22 protein-coding genes are annotated in these 24,627 nt (G+C 67.2%); 16 read left to right on the top strand and 6 right to left on the bottom strand.

The window, feature by feature from the left end:
• The first annotated feature begins 81 nt into the window (after positions 1–81).
• The 9 genes from E1742_RS15100 (at position 82) to E1742_RS15140 (ending at position 8,050) form a co-directional block, all read left to right on the top strand.
• Positions 82–861 (top strand): S1 family peptidase, encoded by a 780-nt coding sequence (locus E1742_RS15100; RefSeq protein ID WP_229465992.1) that lies wholly within the window; start codon positions 82–84, stop codon positions 859–861.
• A gap of 149 nt (positions 862–1,010) precedes the next feature.
• On the top strand, positions 1,011–1,607 hold the full coding sequence (locus E1742_RS15105; protein WP_134388188.1) for an XrtA/PEP-CTERM system exopolysaccharide export protein: 597 nt from the start codon (positions 1,011–1,013) through the stop codon (positions 1,605–1,607).
• Positions 1,608–1,781: 174 nt separating this feature from the next.
• Complete coding sequence (locus tag E1742_RS15110) at positions 1,782–2,360, top strand: hypothetical protein (protein ID WP_134385741.1); 579 nt, start codon at positions 1,782–1,784, stop codon at positions 2,358–2,360.
• Positions 2,360–2,590, top strand: coding sequence for a hypothetical protein (locus E1742_RS15115; protein ID WP_134385743.1), 231 nt, complete (start codon positions 2,360–2,362; stop codon positions 2,588–2,590). Before E1742_RS15110 ends, E1742_RS15115 begins: the two co-directional genes overlap by 1 nt.
• On the top strand, positions 2,587–3,501 hold the full coding sequence (locus E1742_RS15120; RefSeq protein WP_134385745.1) for an HprK-related kinase A: 915 nt from the start codon (positions 2,587–2,589) through the stop codon (positions 3,499–3,501). The genes E1742_RS15115 and E1742_RS15120 overlap by 4 nt, the downstream gene beginning before the upstream one ends.
• Positions 3,498–4,589: a nucleotidyltransferase domain-containing protein gene (locus tag E1742_RS15125; RefSeq protein ID WP_134385747.1), complete on the top strand. Its 1,092-nt coding sequence runs from the start codon at positions 3,498–3,500 to the stop codon at positions 4,587–4,589. Before E1742_RS15120 ends, E1742_RS15125 begins: the two co-directional genes overlap by 4 nt.
• A gap of 70 nt (positions 4,590–4,659) precedes the next feature.
• The gene (locus tag E1742_RS15130; protein WP_134385749.1) at positions 4,660–5,532 is read left to right on the top strand and encodes a lytic transglycosylase domain-containing protein; all 873 of its coding nucleotides are present in this window, start codon (positions 4,660–4,662) and stop codon (positions 5,530–5,532) included.
• Complete coding sequence (locus tag E1742_RS15135) at positions 5,525–7,117, top strand: FAD-binding oxidoreductase (RefSeq protein WP_134385751.1); 1,593 nt, start codon at positions 5,525–5,527, stop codon at positions 7,115–7,117. Before E1742_RS15130 ends, E1742_RS15135 begins: the two co-directional genes overlap by 8 nt.
• 195 nt (positions 7,118–7,312) lie before the next feature.
• Positions 7,313–8,050, top strand: a complete 738-nt coding sequence (locus E1742_RS15140) for a PEP-CTERM sorting domain-containing protein (protein WP_189569323.1) — start codon at positions 7,313–7,315, stop codon at positions 8,048–8,050.
• A 206-nt stretch (positions 8,051–8,256) separates the two neighbouring features.
• Here E1742_RS15140 and E1742_RS15145 read toward each other — a convergent pair whose 3' ends face one another.
• The 5 genes from E1742_RS15145 to E1742_RS15165 form a co-directional block, all read right to left on the bottom strand.
• Complete coding sequence (locus tag E1742_RS15145; protein WP_229465994.1) at positions 8,257–9,012, bottom strand: N-acyl amino acid synthase FeeM domain-containing protein; 756 nt, start codon at positions 9,010–9,012, stop codon at positions 8,257–8,259.
• A 122-nt stretch (positions 9,013–9,134) separates the two neighbouring features.
• Complete coding sequence (prsT, locus tag E1742_RS15150; RefSeq protein WP_134385755.1) at positions 9,135–11,894, bottom strand: XrtA/PEP-CTERM system TPR-repeat protein PrsT; 2,760 nt, start codon at positions 11,892–11,894, stop codon at positions 9,135–9,137.
• Between the two features lie 109 nt (positions 11,895–12,003).
• The gene (locus E1742_RS15155) at positions 12,004–13,845 is read right to left on the bottom strand and encodes an asparagine synthetase B family protein (RefSeq protein ID WP_134385756.1); all 1,842 of its coding nucleotides are present in this window, start codon (positions 13,843–13,845) and stop codon (positions 12,004–12,006) included.
• Between the two features lie 27 nt (positions 13,846–13,872).
• On the bottom strand, positions 13,873–15,108 hold the full coding sequence (locus E1742_RS15160) for a pyridoxal-dependent decarboxylase, exosortase A system-associated (RefSeq protein WP_134385758.1): 1,236 nt from the start codon (positions 15,106–15,108) through the stop codon (positions 13,873–13,875).
• The gene (locus E1742_RS15165; RefSeq protein WP_134385760.1) at positions 15,105–16,694 is read right to left on the bottom strand and encodes an acyl-CoA ligase (AMP-forming), exosortase A system-associated; all 1,590 of its coding nucleotides are present in this window, start codon (positions 16,692–16,694) and stop codon (positions 15,105–15,107) included. Before E1742_RS15165 ends, E1742_RS15160 begins: the two co-directional genes overlap by 4 nt.
• On the opposite strand from E1742_RS15165, the gene E1742_RS15170 reads away from it, so the two are divergent.
• The 7 genes from E1742_RS15170 to E1742_RS15200 all read left to right on the top strand — a co-directional run bounded on the left by E1742_RS15170 (position 16,693) and on the right by E1742_RS15200 (position 23,278).
• On the top strand, positions 16,693–16,956 hold the full coding sequence (locus tag E1742_RS15170) for a hypothetical protein (RefSeq protein WP_134385762.1): 264 nt from the start codon (positions 16,693–16,695) through the stop codon (positions 16,954–16,956). The genes E1742_RS15165 and E1742_RS15170 overlap by 2 nt on opposite strands.
• A 2-nt stretch (positions 16,957–16,958) precedes the next feature.
• The gene (locus E1742_RS15175; protein ID WP_134385764.1) at positions 16,959–17,210 is read left to right on the top strand and encodes an acyl carrier protein; all 252 of its coding nucleotides are present in this window, start codon (positions 16,959–16,961) and stop codon (positions 17,208–17,210) included.
• The gene (locus E1742_RS15180) at positions 17,207–18,085 is read left to right on the top strand and encodes a hydrolase 2, exosortase A system-associated (RefSeq protein WP_134385766.1); all 879 of its coding nucleotides are present in this window, start codon (positions 17,207–17,209) and stop codon (positions 18,083–18,085) included. The genes E1742_RS15175 and E1742_RS15180 overlap by 4 nt, the downstream gene beginning before the upstream one ends.
• Positions 18,072–18,914, top strand: coding sequence for a hydrolase 1, exosortase A system-associated (locus E1742_RS15185; protein WP_134385768.1), 843 nt, complete (start codon positions 18,072–18,074; stop codon positions 18,912–18,914). Before E1742_RS15180 ends, E1742_RS15185 begins: the two co-directional genes overlap by 14 nt.
• A 184-nt stretch (positions 18,915–19,098) precedes the next feature.
• Entirely contained in the window at positions 19,099–20,187 is a 1,089-nt protein-coding gene (locus tag E1742_RS15190) for a glycosyltransferase (protein WP_307721879.1), read from the top strand.
• Complete coding sequence (locus E1742_RS15195) at positions 20,184–20,837, top strand: tetratricopeptide repeat protein (RefSeq protein ID WP_134385770.1); 654 nt, start codon at positions 20,184–20,186, stop codon at positions 20,835–20,837. Before E1742_RS15190 ends, E1742_RS15195 begins: the two co-directional genes overlap by 4 nt.
• Positions 20,834–23,278, top strand: coding sequence for a hypothetical protein (locus E1742_RS15200; RefSeq protein WP_134385772.1), 2,445 nt, complete (start codon positions 20,834–20,836; stop codon positions 23,276–23,278). The genes E1742_RS15195 and E1742_RS15200 overlap by 4 nt, the downstream gene beginning before the upstream one ends.
• On the opposite strand, the gene prsR is transcribed toward E1742_RS15200, so the two are convergent.
• On the bottom strand, positions 23,251–24,621 hold the full coding sequence (prsR, locus tag E1742_RS15205) for a PEP-CTERM-box response regulator transcription factor (protein ID WP_134385774.1): 1,371 nt from the start codon (positions 24,619–24,621) through the stop codon (positions 23,251–23,253). The two genes, E1742_RS15200 and prsR, sit on opposite strands and share 28 nt — an antisense overlap.
• Positions 24,622–24,627 lie beyond the last annotated feature (6 nt).

The following is a 24,627-nucleotide window of genomic DNA, read 5'->3' on the forward strand; positions in this document are numbered from 1 at the left end:
CATCGGCAAAATAAACGGTGCATTTTTCGATGGCGGTGTTATTCTGGCTGGTTGCCCGGGCTCACCAGACGAAAGGGCTACATGAGTGCTCTCGACCGTTTGCTGGCGCGCTGCGCCATGTTGTGCACCGTCCTGTCATCGGCGCAGCCGGCCCAGGCGGATGCGCTGACCGACATCCTCCCCACCGTCAAGCCCGCCGTGGTGGGTATCGGCACGATGCTGCCGACGCGGGCGCCGCCCGTCGTCTTCATGGCCACCGGCTTTGTCGTCGGCGACGGCCTCAGCGTCATCAGCAATGCCCATGCCGTGGTGCCGCCGCTGTCGTCCCAGCACGAGGCGCTGGGCATCGTGACCGGCGCCGGCAGCCAGTTGCAGTTCCGCCCCGCTACCATCGCCGCGCTCGACCGCGAACACGATCTGGTCCACCTGCGCCTGACCGGCACGCCACTGCCGGCCCTGCGGCTGGAGGGCGAGCCCCCCAAGGAAGGCAGCGCGCTGGCCTTTACCGGATTCCCGCTCGGGATCATGCTGGGCATGGTGCCGGCCACCCATCGGGCGACACTGGCGGCCATCAGTCCCAGCGTGCTGCCGGCGGTCAATTCGCGCGGCCTGGCTGCCCGCGCCCTCAGCCAGCTGCAGAAGCCGGGCTTCACGATCTTCCAGCTGGACGGCACGGCGTACCCCGGCAACAGCGGCAGTCCGCTGTTCGATCCCGCCACGGGCGCCGTCGTCGGCGTCATCAATATGACGGTGCTGAAAGGCACCCGCGAAGGCGCCATCGCCAACCCGAGCGGTATCAGCTACGCGATTCCCGCGCGGCATGTCGCGGAACTGTTACGCCAGAGCCCTGGCGGAAAATAAAGCGGCCCCGTCATGGTTCCCGGCGCCATCTCGTGATATACAATCGAAAATATCAAAAAGAAAACATTCAGCGCGGCGGCATGGCGTTGAACCTGGCGTCCAAACAGGAGAACCTGATGACGAACCTGCTTTCCCGGCCCCGCTGGTGGATGAAGTACGCCCTGGCCGTGGCCATCGCGCTGCCGTTGCTGACAGGCTGTTCAACGCCGAAACCGGCGCCCGATCCGGGTCCGCCGCCTAGCACCGACTACCTGATCGGCGCCGGCGACAACGTCATGATCACCGTCTGGCGCAATCCCGAAGTGTCCACTTCCGTGCCGGTGCGCCCGGACGGCAAGATCACGGCCCCGCTGGTCGAGGATCTGGAAGCGAGCGGCAAGACCTCCACCCAGCTGGCCCGCGATATCGAAAAGGCGCTCAGCAAATATATCCAGCAGCCGGTGGTGACGGTCATCGTCACGGGCTTCGTCAGCACTTATGGCGAACAGATCCGCGTTATCGGCCAGGCGGCCCGACCGCAGGCTTTGCCATACCGCCGCGATATGTCGCTGATGGACGTGCTGATTGCCGTCGGTGGTGTAACGGAATTTGCCGCAGGGAATAAGGCAACGGTCATCCGCAAGGTCGACGGCAAGCAACAGCAATTCAATGTGCGACTGAATGACCTGATCAAGGAGGGCGATATCTCGGCGAATGTTCCGATGCGGCCAGGCGACGTTCTGGTGATCCCCGAGAGTTTCTTCTGAGTTTGTCGAAAAACTTTACAGTTTATTGATGAATATTAAATACCGGTGCGTCTTTTTACGTCGGGTTTGCGATAAGTCATTGATTCGACAATAGCGCGCACCGCATTGCTGCCGCTGGTATATAGATTGCTTGTCGAGTGTCCTGCCAGTTAGGCAATTACCGAGGACTGAACTGTGGTCACCCCAATCCCGCCCGACCCTACTGCCGAACCGGCGCCGATGCCGCCCGCACCGCTCAGCCAGCAAGGCCTGTCGCGCCGGCGCTTCACGCGAGCCGGCGCGGTCGCGTCGGGGGTGCTGCTGACCTTGCACGGCCAGCCGGGCATGGCGGCCGAGGTGTGCACCACGGCATCGGGTTCGCTGTCGGGGGGCCTGCAGAGTTTCCGGGGCGCGAAGCCGGTCTGTTCCGGCCGCTCCCCGGGCTACTGGAAAAACAGCAGCTGGCCCGGCGGCTGCGACAAGAGCATGCCCTTCTCGCGCGTGTTCGCCTGCGATGCCCGCAACTACAAGTCCTACGGCAGCGTGTCGCTGAGCGCCATCCTGGTACCGAAGTCCTTCGACAAATTCGGCATCGGCCGCCACCTCGTCGCGTGCTGGCTCAACGTCAAGGGCGGGCTGTCCACCTTCCAGACGGAACGGCAGCTGCAGGCGATCTGGAACGAATACCAGGCCAGCGGCTTTTACACCCCCACAGCGGGCGTGCGCTGGGACGGGGGGCGCATCGCCGAGTACCTGCAGAGCACGTTTGACTGATGAAAGGTTGGCGGATCGTTGCGGGGCAGAGGCTGCGTCATCGCTGCTGGGACAGCACGGCCGTGCTGTACAACGATCTGTCCGGTGCCACCCACCAGCTATCCGAGCCGGCGCTGGCCCTGCTGCTGGACCTGCGCGACGGCCTGATCGCCGATGCGGAGCTGGCCGACCCGGCCCTGGCCGAGCTGCTGGACAATCTGCGTCACCTGGACCTGATCGAGGCGGCATGACGCAGCTGGCCTCCCTCAGCCCGGCGCAGCTGCGCGCAGCGCTGGCCGGCCCGGGCCTGACTCTCCGCACGGGCCGCTTCGCCACACGCCTGCACACCGGCATCGCCAGCGTGGCCGACAGCCTCCATCTGCTGTACGCGGACTATCCTTTGCTGGACGACACCGCCTTTGCCGATTTTCATCTGCAGCTGACCCGGCCGCTGACGCCGCGCCGCTGGATCAAGCCGCAGGTGACCTTGCTGTACGACGGCCGCTCGCTGTTTCGCCCACTGCCGCTGGATCAGGCGTTTCCCATGTTCGAGTGGGGGCTGAACTGGTGTATATCGAGCCGCGCCAACCGGTACCTGATCGTGCATGCCGCCGTGGTGGAAAAAAACGGCCGGGCCGCGATCCTTCCCGCCCCGCCCGGTTCCGGCAAAAGCACGTTGTGCGCGGCGCTGGTCGGCCGCGGCGGCTGGCGCCTGCTGTCCGACGAGCTGACATTGCTCCGTCTCGACGACGGCATGCTGGTGCCGCTGCCGCGCCCCATCAGCCTGAAGAACGGCTCCATCGACGTCATCCGCGCGTACGTGCCGGACGCAACGCTGAGTCGGCCCGTCACGGACACCACCAAGGGCACGGTCGCGCACATGAAGGCGCCGCGCGCCAGCGTTGCCCGCGCGGCGGACACGGCGCTTCCCGGCTGGGTGGTCTTTCCCCGCTACGAGGCCGGCGCGCCGCTGACGGCGCAGCCGCAGGCGCGGGCCGACACGTTCATGGAACTGGCCGCCAACTGTTTCAATTACAGCCTGCTGGCCGCGGAAGGCTTCGATGCGTTGGCGGCCGTGGTCGACGCGGCACCGGGATGGCGCCTGACGTACGGCGTGCTGGACGAAGCGCTGGCGTTTTTCGACAGCCTGGCGGGCGCATGAAGGCCACGCCCCTGCTGCTGCAGGCGCTGCGCCGCCCCGCCATGATCGTCACACTGGACGATGCCGCATGGGACCTGCTGCTGCGCCAGGCGGGCGCCGCCAACCTGATGGCGACGCTCGGTCACCTGCTGGACGAACACGGCCTGTTCTCGCGCGTGCCGCCACGCCCGCGCGAACACCTCGACTGGGCCGGCATGCTGGCGCGGCGCCACCGTCAGGCCGTGCGCTGGGAAGTGAAACTGATCCGCCAGGCGCTGCGCGGGCTGGGCATGCCTGTGCTGCTGCTGAAAGGCGCCGCGTACAGCGTCACGGGATTGCCGCCGGGCCAGGGCCGGCTGTTTTCCGATATCGATATCCTCGTGCCGGAAGTGCGCCTGGCCGAGGCGGAAGCGGCCTTGATGATGGCCGGCTGGGCCGGCACCCACCACGATGCCTACGACCAGCGCTATTACCGCGAGTGGATGCACGAGCTGCCGCCGATGCAGCACCTGCGGCGTGAATCGATGATCGACGTGCACCACGCCATCCTGCCGAAGACGGCGTCGTCGCGCCCCGATTCCGCGCTGCTGCGAGCGGCATCGCTGCCCGTCGCCGGCGAGCCCGACGTGCGGGTGCTGGCCCCGGCGGACATGCTGCTGCACAGCGCCGTGCACCTGTTCAGCGATGGCGAATACCGCAATGGCTTGCGCGACCTGGTCGACATCGACCGCCTGCTGGGCCACTTCGGTGGCGACGCACGGTTCTGGGCGCAACTGGTGCCGCGCGCCCGGCAGCTGGAGCTGACGCGGCCGCTGTTCTACGCACTGCGCTACAGCGCGATGTTGCTGGACACGCCTATCCCGGCGGCCGTGACGGACGAGCTGGCGGATGCGGCGCCGCCGCCCGCGCTGCTGGGGTTCATGGACGCGCTGTTCCGCCGTGCACTGCTGCCCGAGCACCGCAGTTGCGCGGACTGGCTGAGCCCGACAGCGCGGTTCCTGCTGTACGTGCGCGGCAACTGGCTGCGCATGCCGCCGCGGCTGCTGGCCCGACACCTGTTTCATAAGGCGACCTTGTCGTTACGCAAACCGCGGCAGGAAGCCGCCTGAAGCGGCGCCAACCGCCCACTACAATGGCAGAGCGGGCAGTCGCCCGCAACGAGAAGTGAAGGAGGCGGTCATGGCGCGCGTCACCCGAAATGCATTGCAGTTACTCGGCCTGCTGGCCGGCTTGCTGTGCTGCGGCGCGGCGACCGCCCAGTCGCTCGTACCAGTCCTTGCCGCCGCCGCGCGCCACGAGCACGGCGAGGGCGTGCCCCGCGACGAGACGCTGGCCGCCAACCTGTACTGTTATGCGGCCCGGCTGGGCGATGCCAACGCGCAATACGCACTGGGCTGGATGATCGCCAACGGCCGCGGTTTAGCGCGCGACGACGGCATGGCGTGGCGGCTGTTCGCGCTGGCCGCCGGGCAACAGCACGCGCAGGCAGCCACGCTGATGGCATCCATGCCGGCCCACTCCGATGCCGCGCTGCCAGCCTGCATGCAGCCGCCACCCGCGCCTGTCGTGGCGGCCGCTGCGCCGGTGCCGGATGCGGTGGCCCTGCCGTCCTACCCCGCTTCCACCGCCCCCGTACAACGGCTGGTCGAACGACTGGCGCCCGCCTACGACATCGATCCCGCGCTGGCGCTGGCCGTCATCGCCGTCGAGTCGGGCTTCCGCGCCAACGCCGTGTCGCCACGCAACGCGCAAGGGCTCATGCAGCTGATTCCGGCAACCGCGCGCCGCTTCGGTGTCGTCAATCCGTTCGATCCGGAAGCGAACATCCGCGGCGGCCTGGCGTACCTGCGCTGGCTGGTGGGTCAATTCAACGGCGACGTGCGTCTGGTGGCGGCAGCATACAACGCCGGCGAGAACGCCGTGCGGCGCCACGGCGGCGTACCGCCCTTCCGCGAGACACGCAATTACGTGCAACGCATCGTTAGCTTGTACAGCTCGCCTATTCACGATTACCATCGGAAGGTCACCCGTCAAAGCCTCCCCCATGAATGATGCGATCAGCTCGGCAATGGCCGAATGGCGCGCCGTCCCCGGCGTTGCCGAGGTTCTCGACGGCAGTGCCGCGATGGCCGCTTACGGCGGCGATGCCAGCGGCGTGCAGCGCCGCATCGCCGCAGCGCTGCGCATCGACAACGGTGCCGCGCTGCCGGAGGTGCTGCGCATTGCTGGACGGCACGGACGCCACGTCTACCCGATCAGCACCGGCCGTAACTGGGGCTACGGCAGCGCGCTTCCCGTACGCGACGATGGCGTCATCCTCGACCTGTCCGGCATGCGCCGCTTCTCGTTCGATGCCGAACTGGGCGTCGTCACGCTCGAACCCGGTGTGACGCAAGGCATGCTGGCGCAGTTTCTCGACGCCGGCAATCATCCATTCATGGTGCCGGTGACGGGGGCCGGTCCCTCCGCCAGCCTGCTCGGCAATGCGCTCGAGCGTGGCTACGGCATCACGCCGCACACGGACCACTTCGGCGCCGTCACCGACCTGGAAGCGGTGCTGGCCGACGGCACCGTGTACCGCACGGCGCTGCGCGAAGCGGGCAACGAGGAGCTGGCGCGCCTGTTCAAGTGGAACCTGGGGATGTACTCCGTCGGCATGTTCACGCAAAGCGGCCTCGGCATCGTCACCCGCATGGCGATCGTGCTGGCGCGGCGGCCCGAGGCCGTCAAGGTCTGCCTGTTCAACCTGCGCGAGGACGCGTTGCTGGAGCCGGCCATCGAACGCATCCGCCATGTGCTGGGTCTGCTTCCAGGCACCGTGGGTGGCATCAACCTGATGAACCGGCACCGCGTGCTAGCCATGACGGCGCCGTATCCCACCGCCGAGGCGGGCAGCGGAACGATCCCACTGGACGTCGTCGAACGTCTCGGCCGGCAATACCAGATCGCGCCCTGGACGGGATTCGGCACGCTGTACGGCAGCGCCCGCGTCGTGGCGGCGGCGCAAAAGGAGATCCGCGCTGCGCTGCGTGGCGTGGCGAGCCGGCTGCTGTTCCTCAGCCCTGCCAATGCGCAACTGCTGGCGCGCGTGGCCGGCCTCCTGCCGGGCACTATGGGGCATGCTGTGTCGCGCACCGTCCAGACGGTGGCGCAGGGGCTGGAACTGGTGGGCGGACGGCCCAACGAAACGGCACTGCCGCTGGCCTACTGGCGCAATCGGACCGGGCAGCCCGCCACCGACCGCAACCCGACGCGCGACCGCTGCGGCCTGCGCTGGTATGCGCCGCTGGTGCCGATGCGTGGTGCCGATGCACGCCGCTACGTCGATATGGTCACGCGCGTAACGCGCGAGCACAGCCTGGAGCCGCTGCTGACATTCACGTCGATCAGCGACCGGCTGTTCGACAGCACCGTCCCGCTGCTGTTCGACCAGGACGAACCGGGCGCGGCCGAGCGCACCCGTGCCTGCTACGACGCCCTTGTCGACGCCGGCCACGCGCTGGGCGTCTTCCCCTACCGCGTGGCGGTCGACTCGATGGCCCGGCTGAACGAACGCATGCCACAGGCAGCCGCCTTCAATGCTCGCGTGCGCGCGGCCCTGGACCCGGACGGCATCATCTCGCCGGGCCGCTACTGACGAGAAGCACTGTCGGAGAACTTTACAGTGTGTCCGGTCGAACGGGCGCAAAACCGTCGGATTCACTTACAACCTGAGCCAAATCAGGGACTTATCAAACATCGGAACACCTTGGCATGTGCTTTGCTTATGACTATGCGTGGTGGAACAGTCCGCCCCTGTCAAAGCAGGAAATCACATCAAGGAGTAGCGACAATGAATATGTTCAAAAAAGTTTTGCTGGGCGCGGCAGTGGCGATCTCGACCATGGGCTCGGCCATGGCCATTCCCACCACCGTCGGCGGTGTGACGTGGGACCCGGACTATCCGATCGACTTCTCGTCGTCGTCCGTGCAGATCCAGCAGTTTATCCAGCCGGACGGCTCGCTGCGCGGCTTCGGCTTCGTGTCGACCATGAACGGCTACGGCCAGTCGCAGTTCTGCCCGGGCTGCGAACTGACCTTCAAGTTCAGCGGCTATACGCCGATCGTTACCAACGGCAACACGACGACGTACGCCGGCGGGATCGTGCAGATCTTCCGCAACGACGGCCCATCGACCATCAATCCGAACGACCCGACGACGATGAACGACGCCAACACAGGCCTCGGCGAACTCTGGCTGAGCCTGGTGGGCCATGAGCTCAACGGCGCCACGCTGCTGGGTACGATCAACGCCGTCGAGCCGCCGAACCTGAGCGGCCTGGGTCAGCTGGACGTCGTGGGCGGCCTGGCAGCGGCCAACTTCAACACCGACCAGCAGGTCGACGGTTCGGACCTGTCGTTCAGCACCAGCTTCACCCAGCCGTTCCCTGGCGAGGGCATCAGCCACGTGGCCGGCACGGGCAACTTCTTCGGCCAGTCGATCGCCATCCCCGTTCCGGAGCCGACTTCGCTGGCATTGATCGGCCTGGGCCTGCTGGGCCTGGCGCAGGTGCGTCGCCGCAAGCTGTAACACTGCCGCGCCGGCGGCTGCCGGCGGAAAACCAACAGGCCCGGACATCCCGGGCCTTTTTCACAACAGGGTCAGGCCGGACGTTTGAACACGAGCTGAGCCTTCGAACCCGTTTGTCCCAATGTCGGACATGACCCCGTGGTGGAGCTGGCAATGCGTCGGAGACAGGCACCGACGGGTGCCTGTCTCCGACGCCGCACGTCAGGTCAGCCGATCGACAGCAGCCGGTCGGCAATCCCGCGCTCTTCACGGGGCGAGAAGAAATACGGGTACAGCGACCGATCCCCCTCGACCTGCTTGCTGCGTCCCCCGAGCTTGTTGATTTGCTCGTTTACGTAGTCCATGCTGACGTACAGCAGATACGCTGGGGCGTCCACACGCGGATTATTGCGCACCTCACAGACCTGCGTAAAGCCCAGCATGCTCTGGTAATAGCGCCGGTGCCGCGGGTTCACTTCGATGAACACGTCCGTGCACTTGTGCAGATAATGTCCGTAAATAAACAGGACATGGAACAGCGATGCCAACGCCATTTTCGATTTCACATGCGGCGCAAAGGCGAGCTTGGTGATCTCGCAAACCTTGGCGCCACGCGCGCGGAACGCTTCGATATGGTCGTGGAATACTTCATCCGCGAGAATTCCCATGGATGAGTCGATTCCCAACGTCACGGTACCGATGACTTCTCCCTTGTCGGAAGCGGCCAGCGTGATACGGTTGGGATTGTTGTCGACGCGGTGCGTTCCCGCATAGCCGCGCCATGCATACATCTTATTGATGAGCATGCTTACGGAAGCACGCCCAGCTTCGGTATCGGCAACGCGGATACCGAAATCGGTCTGATTGATTGTCACGTGCGTTATGTTGGCAGAGTTATCCTCTTCGACAGCGCAAACCAACGGCTCGGTGGATTCCTCCCCAAGCGGTTCGTCGCCGTCGACCCTCGGAAGCTCTGAGGCCATAGCACACTCCCCTGCCGACATCGTGGATACGGCGTACCGGCTGACCACCGGTCATCAGGACGCCGTTCTACTCGTCAACAAAATAATTATGGTGAAACGCTATTTTTATGTGGAAACATCGGTCACAGCTGATTCAGCAGTGCCTTGACTTGCTCGGCTTCGCGGAAGCCGGAGCCCTGCGCCAGGGCTTCTTGCAACACCTTGCGCGCGCCGGCCTTGTCGCCGGATTTATATAAACCAACACCAAGATGGTACCGCACTTGAGGCTGTTTGGGGGCGGCGGACGCCGCTTTTCTGAGCAGCGCGATGGCCCGGTCGTACTTGCCCTGCTCGACCAGCAGCCAGCCGACGGTATCGAGCACGTCCGGATTTTCGCCGTTGAGGGCAAGCGCCTGCTCGGCGGTCGGCAACGCGCGCGCGTCGCGCATCTGCTGATACACCCAGGCCAGGTTGTTGAGGACGACCACATTATCCGGCGTGCTGCGTGCCAGCCCTTCCAGCAGCTTCGCCGCCTCGGGATAGCGCCGCGCTGCCATATGCCCGTCGGCAAAATACATGGTGGCGACCGGCTCGCCCGGATACGTGCGCAGGAATGCCGCCACGCGCCGGTCGGCCTCCGGCGCCATGCCGGCATCGTGCATGGCCTTGGCCAGCTTGATGGTGTTGGCAGCTGAACCGTCGATGGCCAGGGCGCGCTCGTACGGGACCAGCGCCGCTTTCGGATTGCCCTGCTGCAGCAGCATATCGCCTTCCAGCGTATGCCCGATGGGCGAAGCAGTGAACTGCTTCTGCACCTGGCGCAGGATCGCCGTTGCCTGCGCGAAATCCTTCTCGCTGGCGGCCAGCTCGGCCTTGGCCACGTACGCCTGGATATTGTCCGGCTCCAGCGTCACGGCCTTGCTCAGGCTGGCCGCTGCCGCCGTCGGGTTCTTCATCATCAGCTGGGCCACGGCCAGGCGGATCTGCGGCATTGCCGCCCCTGGTGCCGCGCTGGCCATGCGGTTGAACGATTCAAGCGCGGCCGGACCGTCCTTGTTCGCCAGTTGCGCCTGGCCGAGCGCATCGAGCACGCCCACGTTGCCGGGATGGCTGATACGGTAGCGGCGCAGCAACGTTTGCGCCTTTTGCGGCATGTCCAGCGCCAGGTATTGCTGGCCCAGCAGCAGGGCCGTTTCGACGTCGCCGCTGTCGGCATTGATGGCCTTCTCCAGCCATGCAACGCCTTCCTGGCGCCGGCCCTGGGCGATCTCCAGCTGGGCCAGTGCCGTCATCGCCGCTGCGTTGTCCGGCTGCTTTGCCAGCAGCGCCACGTAACGCTGGCGCGCCTGCGCCGCCTTTTTCTCCTGCTGGTCCAGTCGCGCCAGCCCGGCAATGGCGGGCAGGTGGGCCGGCTCGATCGCGAGCGCCTGGTCGAACGCGGCACGCGCCTTGATCCGGTCCTTGCGCTCCAGATGGATATTGCCCTTCATCACTTGCACGGCCGCATTGGCGGGCTGCGCCTTCTCCAGCACCGTGACGGTTGCCAGGGCCTTGTCGTACTGGCCTGCGTCGGCCAGCGCGCCGATCAGCGATTCCCCCGCCTCCAGCGACACAGGGTCGAGATCGACGGCCTTCTGCAACGCGGCCAGCCCGCCGGCGCGGTCGCCCTGTCCCAGCTTGACCATGCCCAGGGTGCGGTACGGCGGCGCCGCTTCCGGCGCCAGCCGGATTGCCTCGTTCAGGTAAGTCGCCGCCTTGCCCAATTCCTTGGTGACAATGGCGGCCTCGCCGGCCAGGTGCAGCACGGCGGGATCCTTGCCCTCTTTCAACGCGGGGGCCAGCACGGTGAGCGCATCGCGGCCGCGGCCGCTTTTAAGCAACGTGCTGACCAGCATCTTGCGCGCATAGCCGCTGGCGGGATTCCATTCGACGTATTTGCGCAGATAGTCTTCCGCCTGGCCGAGCTGGCCCAGCTTGAGCGCCACGGCACCGGCCAGCAGCTGGCTCGGCTTGTCGTCGGGCGCCGCCTGCAGCACCTTCAGCAGATTGGTCTGGGCATCCTTCAGCTTGCCAAGCGAGTAGTCGAGCAGCGCCTGGTGGTAGGCGACCAGAAAACTGTTTGGCGTGGTCTTGCGGGCCGCGTTGATATCGGCCTGGGCGATGTCGTACTTGCCGGCGGCGATATTGAGCGCGGCCTGTTCCAGGTGCGCCGTGCGGTGGTCCGGCTTGATCTTCAAAATTTGCCGATAGGCCGCCAGCGCCTCCGCGGACTTGTTCTGCACCCGCAGCAGGTCGCCTTTCAGCTGCCACGCGCCCACGTGGTCGGGATGGGCTTTCAGCGCGCCCTCGACGAGCCTGCCCGCCGTTGTCCAGTCCTGCTGCGACGCCTTCCAGCGCGCCAAGCCGACCAGCGCGTCGCCATGGCCGGGCTGCTTTTCCGTAGCGGCAGTAAATGCCTGTTCCGCCTCATCGCCCTTGCCAAGGCCGACGTAGACGCTGCCCCGCAGCGCCAGCACATCCGCGGAAGGCGCCAGCTTGCCCAGGGCGTCGAGGGCATCCTGGTACTTGCCCTGGTATGCCAGCGCGCGCGCCAGTACGGGCGCGATCTGTTCGGCCGGATAGTTTAATGCCAGTGCACGCTGCGCTTCCTTTTCCGCGGACAGCGGATCGCCCGTTTCCAGCGCTATCTTTGCCAGCATGGCGCGCGCCTCGGCGTTGTCGGGGCTGATGTTCAGGGCATTCTTGAGCTGGATGACAGCCGCCTTGTTGTCGCCTTTCTGTTCGTAGCGTTTCGCTTCCTCGATCAATGTGGCCGGCGACTCGGATTTGCAGGCGCCCAGCACGGCGGCCAGCATCAGAGCGCCCGCAACAGCCGCGCTCACCTTGGGAAATTGCGTGGACATGATTGACTCGTTGAAAAATCGACAATGTCGATAGTGACACGGGCGCCGTCGCCAATCAATAGCCGGGCCCGCCAATCATGGGGTATTTACGACAGCCTCCGGGGCCCATTTACAGCGTCACGTTGCGCTGCCTGAACCACTGCTCCAGCATCATCAGCACCCACACCATCGTGCCGTGATAGCCCGCGTGTTCGGCCAAATGCTGGCCGACCAGCTGCTCGATAAAATCGCCGCGCACGATGCCGCGCTTGCGCAAGTCCATCAAGCTGTCGCTGGCCAGTTGCTGCAACGGCTTGTGCTGCTGCAACCAGACGCCGAACGGCAGCCCGAAGCCGTGCTTCTGTTTCGTGATGATGGCGTCCGGCAGGAAGCCCGTCAGCGCCTTCTTGAAGAACCAGCGCAGCTGCGTGCCGTTCAGCTTCTGCTGCGGCGTCAGTCCGGCCGAGAACGCGACCATGGCATCGTCCAGGAACGGGAACGCCACCTCCACGCCGGCCAGCTCGCACGCCTTCATGACCTTGGGCAGGTCGTTGTCGGCCAGGGTGATTTTCAGGTCCAGCGCCAGCATCCGGTTGATCAGGCTTTTCGCTTCGCTTTGTCCGTACGTGCGCGCCAGCGCCGCCAGCGGCTGGCCGATATCGGCGCCGGCCAGGAAGTCGTCCGTGAATACCTGCTGCGGACCATAGCGGCTCAGCAGGTTGTACGTCTCCAGCCGGGCCGGCATGCCCACGGACGCCTGCTCGATATAGCTGCGCGCCTTGCGCAGCAGGCGCACCCGTTCGCCGCCGGGGAAATTGAACACGGCCGGCTCCAGCAGCGCCTTGCGCAGCAGCCGGGGCACGCGGTCGTACAGCGCGAACACGTGCTGCCTGGCATAGCGCTCGTTACCGCCGAACAGTTCGTCGCCGCCGTCGCCGCCCAGCATGCGCGTGATGCCATCGGCGCGGGCCATGCGGGCGCAGTAAAATGCCGGCACGGCCGACGCGTTGCCGAACGGCTGGTCGCAGATGGCGGCCACCTGGGGAATCGCGGCGGCCACGTCGTCGGGCGTCACATAGTACTCATGGTGGCGCGTGCCGAAATGGCGCGACGCGATGCGCGCGTATTCCATCTCGTCGTAACCCTGCGCTTCGAAGCCGATGGAATACGTGTCGGCGCCATTGCCGCTCACGTCGCACAGGATGCCGGCGATGGTCGAGCTGTCCGTGCCGCCGCTCAGAAAAGCGCCGATGCGCCCGTGCGCAGTGGCGTTGCGCACGGCGCTTTTGAGCTGGTCCATGAACTCTTCACGCAGGTCGTCGAACGAGCGCGCGCCGTTTTCCTGGAATGCCATGCGCCAGTAACGGCGCGTCTCGACGCGGCCCTGCCGGTAATGCAGCAGCTCCCCCGGCAGCAGGCGCTGCTGGCCGCGGTAGATGGTGCCGGGCGACGGCACCATGTGGAAATACACGTAGTTGTACAGGCCCTGCGCATCGATGGCGGCCCGCGCCAGCGGATGCACGCGCAGCGCATCGGCGGACGACGCGAACAGCAGCGCTTCGCCCGCCAGCTGCCACGTCAACGGCTGCACACCCATGCGGTCGATCGCCAGCACCGCCTCGCCGGCCCGTTCGTCGACGATGCACAGCGTGAACGGGCCGGCCAGCGCATCGCAGACGTGCTCCGGTCCGTGCCGCCACTGCTGCGCCAGCGCGGCGGCCAGGCCGTGCGCCGCCGCCACTTCGGCCAGCGCCGGCTCGCGCGCCACGGGATGCCCCCACAGCGCGACCAGCAACCCGTCCGCCACGTACAGGTGCCGGGCCGCATCGCCCGCGGCCACCGCGACGGCGGCGCGGGCGCCATTGACCGCTTCGATGGCAGCACCGTCGAAGCGCGCCAGCGGCGCCGCCATCCGGTCGATCAGGTCCTGCTCGGCCGCACCGTGGCCGATCCACCCACACAGTCCGCTCATACGGCCCCCAAGGGAATAACGGTCAGATTAGACGAGAACTTCCACGGCAGCGGGCTGGCTGAGAAATGCGCCGGGACTGGCCGTCATGCCGTACGCGCCCGACTGCAGCACGGCCACCAGGTCGCCCGGCTGTGCATGCGCCAGCTCCATGCCGTCCGCCAGCAAGTCCAGCGGTGTGCACAGCGGCCCGACCACGGACACTTTTTCGCGCGCGTCGCCCTGCACGCGGTTGCCGATGACGACCGGGTAATTCTTGCGGATCACCTGGCCGAAGTTGCCGGACGCGGACAGGTGATGATGCAGGCCGCCATCGGCAATCAGGTAGACCTGGCCGCGCGACTCCTTGCGATCGACGATGCGGCAGACGTACACGCCCGCCTCGCCGACCAGGTAGCGCCCCAGTTCGATGACGATGCGCGCGCCCTGCAATGGCGGGCGTGCCGTCTCGAGCAGCGCGGCCAGATTACTGCCCACCTGCGCCAGGTCGAGCCGCTCCTCGCCGGGGAAATACGGAATGCCGAAGCCGCCGCCGATATTGACGACGCGGGGCGGGCGCGGGGCGCTTTGCGCCAGCCGGATCGCCAGCGCCAGCGTTTTCTCGTGCGCCTCCTGCAATGCCGCCACCTTCAGGTTTTGCGAACCGCTGAAGATGTGAAAGCCGTAAAAGTCCAGGCTCAGCGCGCCAATCCGGTCCAGCATGGCGGGCACCCGTTCCGCATCGACGCCGAACTGTCTTGGTCCGCCGCCCATCTTCATGCCGGACGATTTCAGCTCGAAATCCGGGTTGACGCGCACGTTGACGCGCGGCGTGACGCCCAGCCGCGCGCCGATGGCGGCGGCGCGTTCCATCTCGCCTTCCGACTCGAGGTTGAGGACGATCCCGGCGGCGATTGCCATCGACAGGTCGGCGTCGCTCTTGCCCGGTCCCGCAAAGCTGATGTGCAGCGGGTCCATCGGCGTGTCCAGCGCCACGCGCAGTTCGCCGCCCGAGGCGACGTCGATGCCGTCCACCAGCGTCGCCATATGCTGCACCACGGCCGGCATTGGATTGGCCTTCATCGCGTAGTGCAGGTGCACGTCGGGCGGCAGGTGCTGGCGCAGTTCGGCTACGCGAGCCGTCATCGCCGCCCGGTCGTAGGCATAGAACGGCGTCTGGCCGACACGCTGGGCCAGCCGTGTGAGGGGAATGCCGCCGACCTGCAGGCAATCGTCGACGACGGCGAACTGGATCAAGGGCGCGTGCTGCGGGCGCGCGGCGGTCATGGTGCCTCCGTAAAGGCGTTCTCGTACTGGCTGGACAGCAGCTTGCGGTCGATCTTGCCGTTCGGGTTGCGCGGCAGCGGCGCCGTGCTGATGACGACCTTCTGCGGCAGCATATATGCCGGCAGGTGCGGCTTGCAGGCGGCCAGGAGATCGGACGCCATCAGCGCGGCGCCGTCGCGCGGATACGCGATCACCACGATGGCCTGGCCCAGTGTCGGGTGCGCGATGCCCAGCGCCGCCGCTTCGGCCACGTGCTCGCGCGCGTACACGACTTCTTCCACCTCCGTCGGGCTGACGCGGTAGCCCGACGTCTTGATCATCTCGTCGCTGCGGCTGATGAAGTACAGGAAGCCTTCTTCGTCCTTGCGCACCGTGTCGCCCGACCACACCGCCAGTTCCGTCAGCGGCAGCCCATAGTGACGTGGCGCGATGGGCTTGAAGCGCTCGGCCGTCTTGGCGGGATCGTTCCAGTAACCCAGTGAAACCAGGGCGCCGCGGTGCACCAGCTCACCCGGCTCGCCCGGCGCGCATTCGGTACCGTCCGGGCGCAGCACCATCACCTCCGCATTCGGGATCGCCTTGCCCATCGAATCGGGGCGGCGGTCCAGTTCTTCCGGCGGCAGGAAGGTGGAGCGGAACGCTTCGGTCAGGCCGTACATCAGGAACGGCCGCGCCGCGGGCAGTGCGCGGCGCAGCGCGTCGAGGGTCGGACGCTGCATCGCGCCGCCCGAGTTGGTCAGATAGCGCAGGGTGCAGTCCGCCGGCCAGTTCAGCTGCGCCAGCTGGATCCACAGCGGCGGCACGGCCGCCAGTCCCGTGATGCGTTCGGCCATGACGGCATTGAGCACGTCGCGCGGCAGCAGGTGGTTGATCAATACCGCCGTGGCGCCCACGTGGAACGCCGTCGTCAGCTGCGACAGGCCGTAATCGAAGCTGAGCGGCAGCACGGCCAGAATACGGTCCTGGGGTGTGTTGTCCAGGTAACCCGCCACGCTCACGGCACCGGCCACCATGTTCCGGTGCGACAGCACGACGCCTTTCGGCTTGCCCGTGCTGCCCGAGGTGTACAGGATGGCGGCCATGTCGCCGTCGATGGCGCGGTGCGCGGGTGTGTCGGTGACGGCGACGGTGGACAGCGTGTCGTCCCAGGCCAGCAGTTCGACGCCCTGCAGCGCCGGCAGCTCTTCCGAGACGCCCGTCACCAGCACGGTGCGCAGATCGCGGCAGCCCGCCAGGACCGGCAGCAGCAGCTTCAGGCGGTCGATGGACGTGACCAGCACCCGCACGTTGCAGTCGGCCAGGATATAGCCCACCTGCTCGGGTTTCAGCAGCGGATTGACGGGCACGAACACACCGCCGGCCGCGGCGGCGCCGAACATGGCGCCCACGTTTTCCACGTTCTTTTCAAGGTAGACGGCCACGCGCTCGCCCCGTTCCAGCCCGTGGGCCAGCAGCGCCGCTGCCGCGCACTTGACCAGCCGCGCCAGGTGGGCGTAGGTCAGGCGGCGCTGGCCATAGACCAGCGCTTCGGCATCGGGCGTGCGCTGCGCGGAACGAAAGATGAAGTCATGAATGAGATCGGACATGGAAGTTCCAGTAGCGTGGCAACGCGGGGGCCAAAGACCTTTACATTTTACAACTTATCGAATGGCGACTTCTGGTCATTTTGGCATGCTTTACGGTCCAAAAACAACAGCCGCCGAGGCTGTTGTTTCCTTTCTTGATACGGGCCGAAAAAGGCAGGCTGTTGCTGGCCGCAAAGGCCGCACGCGGGTTATACTCGGCGAAATCGTTGTTGAAAGCGCAATCCCGGCAGCGTATGCGCCGGCTGTGGAACCTCTGGAGTAAATATGGATTTGCAAGAAGAAGTAAAAACCATCGTGATCGACGTGCTCAGCCTCGGCCCTGCCGGCGCCGCCCTGACGGAACAGTCCGCCCTGCTGGGCAGCATTCCGGAGCTCGATTCGATGGCCGTGGTCCAGCTGATCGGCGCACTGGAAGAGCAGTTCGGCTTCGCCATCGACGATGACGAAATCAGTGCCGCCACCTTCGCCACGCTGGGCAGCCTCACCGACTTTGTCCGTCTCAAACAGACCGCATGAAACCCGGGGCAGCCGCGCAGCCGCCGCAACCGTTCTTCCTGGACGGCGGTGCCGATGCCCGCTTCTGCCTCTACTATCCTCCTGCTTCTTTCCCTGATGCGCCGGCCTGCCGCGGCGCCATCGTCTACCTGCACCCGTTCGCCGAAGAGATGAACAAGAGCCGCCGCATGGCCTCCCTGCAGGCCGCGGCGCTGGCCGCCGATGGCTATGCCGTCCTGCGCATCGACCTGCATGGCTGCGGCGACAGCGCCGGCGACTTCGGCGACGCCACCTGGGACAGCTGGCTGGCCGACGTGGATCGCGCCAGCCGCTGGCTGCGCGACCGTCTTGGCGCCACATTGAGCGAGGCTCCCGCGATCTGGGGCCTGCGCCTGGGCGCATTGCTGGCGCTCGATCATGCCCGCAGGGCGGCCGAGGCGCCAGCGTTCCTGCTGCTGTGGCAACCCGTCACCAGCGGCGCCGTCTTTCTGACGCAGTTCCTGCGCCTTGCCGTTGCCAGCCAGATGCTGACGGCCGACGGTGGCGCGGGCGGCGGTACCGCCGCGCTGCGCACGCAACTGGCTGAAGGCTACGCGCTGGAGATCGCCGGCTACCTCCTCAACCCCGCGCTGGCGGCGGCCATCGACGCCCACGATGCGGGCGCCATGCCGCCGCCCTGCCCGGTGCATTGGCTGGAAGTGGTACCCGAGGCCGGACGGCCGTTGCCGTCCGCCGCGGCCCGCATCGTCGGACGCTGGCAGGATGCCGGCATCCTCGTGGACGCGCGTGCGGTGCCCGGGCCGCAGTTCTGGGCGACGCAGGAAATCGCCACGTGTCCCGCCTTGCTCGACCAGACCCGTCACGTCTTGCAGCCCCTCCATCATGCAGCCGGATGAACTGGCCCTGTCCTTTCCCTGCGCGGGCGACTGGCTGACGGGCATCCTCAGCCCCGCCGGCGATGCGCCACAGCGCGGCGTGCTGATCGCCGTCGGCGGACCACAGTACCGGGCCGGCAGCCATCGCCAGTTTGCCCTGCTGGCCCGCAGCCTGGCCACTCGCGGCATCCCCGCACTGCGCTTCGATTACCGCGGCATGGGCGACAGCACCGGCGAGCAGCGCGACTTCACCGACGTCGATGCCGACCTGCGCGCCGCCATCGACGCGTTCTGCGCCCGCGTGCCCAGCCTGCGCGAGGTCGTCATCTGGGGCCTGTGCGACGCCGCTTCGGCCGCGCTGTTCTATGCGGGGCAGGACGAGCGCGTCAAGGGACTGGTGCTGCTGAACCCCTGGGCACGGACGGAAGCGGGACTTGCCGGCACCACGTTGCGCCACTACTACCGCGCGCGGCTGCTGCAGCCGGACCTGTGGAGAAAACTCGTCAGCGGCCGCTTCGACTGGCGCGCGGCGGCTGGCGGATTTTTCAGGCTGGCCGGCAAGGCGCTGCGCCGTCCCGCCTCGGCACCGGCCGAGAGCCCTGGCCTGCATGAGCGCATGCTGCGCGGCATGCGCGCGTTTGGCGGCAACGTGCTGCTGATCGACAGCGGCAACGACCTGACGGCCAGGGAATTTCTCGACATGGCAGGGGCGTCGCCGGCATGGCGCCGCCTGCTGGCCGCGCCGCAGGTGCAGCGCCGCACGCTCGCCGAGGCCGACCACACGTTCTCGCGCCGCGCCTGGCGCGACCAGGTCGCCGACTGGACCGCCGACTGGGTGCGCGCATGGTGAAGCGCGTGCTGATGATCGCTTTCCACTTTCCGCCGCTGCACGGCAGCAGCGGCATCCAGCGCACGCTCAAGTTTTCGCAATATCTGCCCGCGCTGGGCTGGCAGCCGCTGGTGCTGACGGCGCACCCGCGCGCCTACGAACGCCAGGGCGCCGACCAGTTGCGGGAGATCCCTCGCAAGCGGTGGTGCACCGCGCCTTCGCCCTCGACACGTCGCGCCACCTGGCCCTGGGCGGCCGCTACCCGCGCTGGCTGGCGCTGCCGGACCGCTGGGTATCGTGGGTCTTCGGCGCCGTGCCGGCCGGCCAGAAACTGATCCGCCGCCATCGTCCGGAGGCGATCTGGTCGACGTACCCGATCGCCAGCGCGCACCTGATCGGCCTGGTGCTGGCGAAGCTGACAGGCCTGCCGTGGATCGCCGACATGCGCGATCCGATGACGGACGTCGACTATCCCGTCAATCCGCTGACGCGCCGGGTCTATCGCTGGATCGAGGACCGCGCCGTGCGGCACAGTTGCGCCGTCGTCTGCACCACCGCCGGCGCCGTGCGCAACTACCAGCAACGCTACCCAGACGTGCCGCCCGAGCGCTTCCTCCTGGTGGAGAACGGCTATGATGAGGAGAATTTCAACGGCGCGCCTAACCCGCCGCCGCGCGATCCGGCCGCGCCGTTTACCCTGGTCCACAGCGGCATCGTCTATCCGTCCGAACGCGACCCGGTAGAGCTGTTCGCGGCGCTCGCCGCGCTGCAGGCAGCCGGACAGCTGCGTCCCGGCGAGCTGCGCGTGGTACTGCGCGCCACCGCGCACGACGAGTACCTGGCAGGCCTGATCGCCCGACACGGCATCGGGGCCTTCGTCACGCTGGCGCCCCATATTCCGTACCGCGAAGCGCTGGCCGAGATGCTGGGCGCGGACGGGCTGCTGGTACTGCAGGCGGCCAACTGCAATCACCAGATCCCCGCTAAACTGTACGAATACCTGCGCGCCGGGCGGCCCGTGCTGGCGCTGACCGATCCGGTCGGCGACACGGCCGGCGCCCTGTTGCAGGCGGGGATCGATACGATCGCACCACTGGACCGGCGCGACCTGATCGCCCAGGCGCTGCTGCGTTTCATCGGGCAAGTGCGCGCCGGCACCGCCCCCGTGGCGACGCCGTCCGCGGTGGCGGGCGCGTCACGCCGCGCACGGGCGGCACAGCTGGCGCGGCTGCTGGACCAGTTGGCCGCCCGGGGCGTCACCAATCCCGTGCCCAATCAAGCGGAGGAAATATGACGTCGCAACGGATGCAATTGATTGCCGGGCAGTGCAAGGCGCTGCTGGTTCTGTCCATGCTGGGCGCAAGCGGGCTGGCTGCGGCCGCCCCCTATTGCGGCGACCTGAAAAACGGCTACGGCCCGTTCGATTTCCGCAGCACGCCGCAGTCGAAGCTGGGTGTGGTGGAGGACTTTCACTTCACGGAAGACGTGCAGACGTTGCGGCGCGGCGCCACGGGACACATCGGCGGCGACCTCGATTATCTGCTGCGCGCCGTGCCGAACCACCCGCGCGGCCTGCTCACCATGATGAAACTGTCGCAGAAGCTGCGCAGTCCGCAACCGCCCGGCGCCCACTTTCCCACGGAATGCTATTTCGAACGGGCCGTGCGCTTCCAGCCGGACGACGGCGCCGCCTGGGCGCTGTATGCCCAGTACCTGTATGGCGAGGGCAAGGACAAGCGCGCTCTGGAAATGCTGGAGCGCGCCGCCACGCTGGCGCCGGACGATGCCGCCATCAGCTACAACCTGGGTCTCGTGTACGCGAAGGCAAAGCGGTACGACGCCGCGCTGCCGCTGGCGCAGAAGGCGTACAGTGCCGGCTTTCCCCTGCCCGGGCTGAAGAAGATCCTGTCCGAGGCCGGCAAATGGACTGAAGCGCCGCAATGATCGCCACGCTGGGCGCCCGCGCCGGTGCTTGCGCGGCCTTGCTGCTGCTGGCGGGGGCGCTGTCGGTGTATCCGCTGGCGGCCAATCCGGCTACCGGCCCGTGGCTGTTCGGCGCTCTCGCGGCGTATGCCGTGCTGCTGTGGTATCGGCCGACGGCCTGGCTGCTCGTCGTGCCGGCGCTGCTGCCCGTGCTGGATTTTGCGCCATGGACCGGCTGGTTCTATCTCGTCGAACTCGATCTCGTGCTGCTGACCACCTGCGCCGTCGGCTACTGGCGCCTGGCCGCAGTGCCGGTGCCGGTCCGGCTGCCGCCGCTGACGGCGCTGGCGCTGCTGCTGACGGTACTGTGCCTGACGGTGGCGGCGTGGCGCGGCATCACGCCCTTCGCACCGCTCGATGCCAATGCCTTCAGCAACTACATCAGTCCGTGGAATGCGCTGCGCATCCTGAAGGGGTTCATCTGGCCGATCGCCCTGCTGCCGCTGCTGCGCCGCAGTGCCGGCGCACAGCTGGAAAACCTGCCGCGGCTGCTGGTGCCAGGCATGCTGCTCGGCCTTGTCGGTGCGGGCCTGGCCGTGGCCTGGGAACGTACGCAGTTCCCTGGCCTGCTCAATTTTTCCAGCGACTATCGCCCCACGGCGCCTTTCTCGGCGATGCACACGGGTGGCGCCGCGCTGGACGCCTATCTGGCGATGGCGCTGCCGTTCGTTGCCATGTGGCTGACCAGCGGCGTCGGCGGCGTCCGGCTGGCCCTCGGCATGGGCTGCCTGCTGCTGGGAACCTTTGCCGGACTGACGCTGTTCTCGCGCGATATCTATCTGGCGTACGTCAGCTCGGCCGCCGTACTGGCATTGATCCTCGCTTACCGCGAACTGCGCGGCGCACGGCTGCGCGCGCGCACGCTCTTCTGCGGGCTCGGATTGCTGGTGCTCCTGGGCGTTTGCCTGACGCAGGTGTTTGCCGCCAGCGGCTACCGCGGCTTGCTGGCCGCATTGGGCACGCTGTCGCTTGCCGTGCTGGCCGGCGGCGCCGCACCGCGGGTGCGGGCACCGCTGCTGGGCGTCGCCGTCGGGCTGGCGCTGGTGCTGGCGGCCGTTGCCTTGTCCGTGCTGGCGCCGGACGCCGCATCGAACCAATGGAAAGGCGCGTACGTCAGCTATGCGCTGGCCTTCGTGACCGGCGCGGCCGGCGCCGCGCTGCTGCTGCGCCAGCGCCACGCCGGCGTGGGCGTGGTCCTGCTGCTGGCCGCCCTGCCGGCGCTGATGCTGGCGACGTTGCTGGTTGCCTGGCACCATGCCGGCCCGACCGCCCTGGCCAGTGCCGCCGTCGCGCTGGCGGCCGCCGCGCTGCTGGCGGCGCACCGCTGGCTGCCGCGGCCCATGTGGCACCTCGACCAGCGTGCGCTGATGCTGGCCTTCTGCGCGCTGATCGTGCTGGCCACCGTCATCCCCGTCACCGGCAGTTATTACACCGAGGTGCGCTTCGCCACGGTGGCGCGCGACCTGCGCGTGCGGCTGCAGCACTGGTCCGAGGCGCTGGAAATGATGGACCGCGATACCGACACGCAGCTGTCCGGCATGGGTCTCGGTAAATATCCGGCTACCTACCTGTGGCGCAATACGCACGGCGAAATGCCCGGCACCTTCAGCTATGTGCGCGAAGGCACGAATACGTACCTGCGCCTTGGCGCGGCGCAGTACAGCGCCGGCTACGGCGATGCACTGCGATTCCTGCAGCAGGTGGACGTCCGTCCCGGCGCGCGTTATACGGTGGCGGCGGACCTGCGCCGCAGTGGCGACGAGGTCATGCCCCGCATCGCCCTGTGCGAGCGCTGGCTGCTCTATCCGCGCAGCTGCCAGCACGTGCGACTGCAGCTGAAAAAGGGCGAGCGGGGCTGGCAGCATTACGAGGGCACCGTTGCGGCGCCCTTCGAGCCGCACTGGCTGGCCGGTTACGCGCCAGTGCGGCTGCAGATCGCCAGCGAGTCGGCGGGTGGCGCGCTGGAAGTCGACAACGTCAGCGTGCGCGATGTCGCGAGCGGACGCGAGCTGCTGGCCAACGGCTCGTTCAGCGCCGCCAACGATTACTGGTTCTTCAGCAGCGACCGCAATCACATGCCGTGGCATGTCAAGAACTTCATGCTCAATGCCGTGTTCGAGATGGGATGGCTGGGCGCCGCCGCGCTGGGGTTCCTGATTCTGTCGGTCGCGGCGCGGTTGTTGCGCGAGGCGCTGGCGGGCAGCGACATGAGCGCCGTGTTCCTGGCGTCGCTGACAGGGGCGATGATGGTGGGGCTGTTCGACAGCATCACCGACGTGCCGCGCCTGACGTTGCTGCTGTTGTTGCTGGCGCTGGCCGGTGCACTGGTGCCGGCACCGCAGCAGGCGGGGCGCCGGCCCCGGTCCACCAGCCGTCAGGCGGCGGATGCCCTGATGTCGTGACGTTCAAGCAGGTCGTACAGCGTTGGCCGACTCACGCCCAGCAGCTCGGATGCCTTGACGATATTGCCATCCACCTCGGCCAGCGCGGCCACGACGGCCTGGTATTCGGCCTTCTCGCGCACTTCGCGCAAGTTGAACGGGCGCGGCGCCGACTGGTCGATGTCCGTGTCCAGGTCCAGGTCCTCGGCCGTGATGACGGTGCCGCTGGCCATGATGACGGCGCGCTTGACGCAGTTTTCCATCTCGCGCACATTGCCCGGCCACTTGTGGTGCGCGATCTGCGCCAGCGCGTCCGCGCCGAACGTCAGCGCCGGCCGTCCTTCCTGGCGGCAGATGCGGTTCTTGAAATGCTGGGCCAGCAGCACGGCGTCGCCGCTGCGCTCGCGCAGCGGCGGGATCGTCAGTACGATTTCCGACAGCCGGTAGTACAGGTCCTCGCGGAACCGGCCCGTACCGGCCAGCGTCTTCAGGTTCTGGTGCGTGGCGCAGATGATGCGCACGTCCACGGCAATTTCCTCATGCCCGCCGACCCGCTCGATGACGCGCTCTTGCAGGAAGCGCAGCAGCTTGGCCTGCAATGCCATCGGCAGGTCGCCCACCTCGTCGAGAAAGAACGTGCCGCCATGCGCCAGCTCCACCTTGCCCTTGGTCTGCTTGACCGCGCCCGTAAACGCGCCCTTCTCGTAGCCGAACAATTCGCTTTCCAGCAGCGTTTCGGGAATGGCCGCGCAATTGATCGCCATGAAGCGCTCTTTCGAACGAGGGCTCAGCTGGTGCAGCGCCCGCGCGATCAGCTCCTTGCCGGTGCCGCTCTCGCCCAGCACCATCACGGTGGCCGAACTGGGCGCCACCTTCTCCACGTTGCGGCACACCTTCAGCATGGCCGGGTCGCGCGTGACGATGCCCGCCAGTGGCGAATCGGCCTGGCTTTGCTGCAGCCGGCGGTGCTCCTGCTGCAGGCCGTACAGCACGAATGCGCGCTGGATGACAAGGCTCAGGAGCTCCGGTTCGCATGGCTTCTGGTGAAAATCGTAGGCGCCCATCGCCACCGCGTTGACGGCGTGGCTGCGGTCCTGGTTGCCCGTCAGGACGATGACCTTGGTGTCGGGTGCCAGCGCCAGGATCTGCCGCAGCGTGGCGAGGCCTTCGGTGGCACCATCCGGATCGGGCGGCAGGCCCAGGTCCATCGTCACGACGGCCGGCTCATGCCGGCGCAACTGCGCCAGCGCCGCCTCGCGGTCGCCGGCCACCGCCACGTCATACGCGTCCAGGCTCCAGCGCAGCTGTTTCTGCAGGCCCGGATCGTCTTCGATGATCAGGAGTTTCGGTTTGGTTTGCGTCACAACAGT

This window comes from Pseudoduganella plicata (genome assembly GCF_004421005.1).
GTDB classification, from domain to species: Bacteria; Pseudomonadota; Gammaproteobacteria; order Burkholderiales; family Burkholderiaceae_D; genus Rugamonas; species Rugamonas plicata.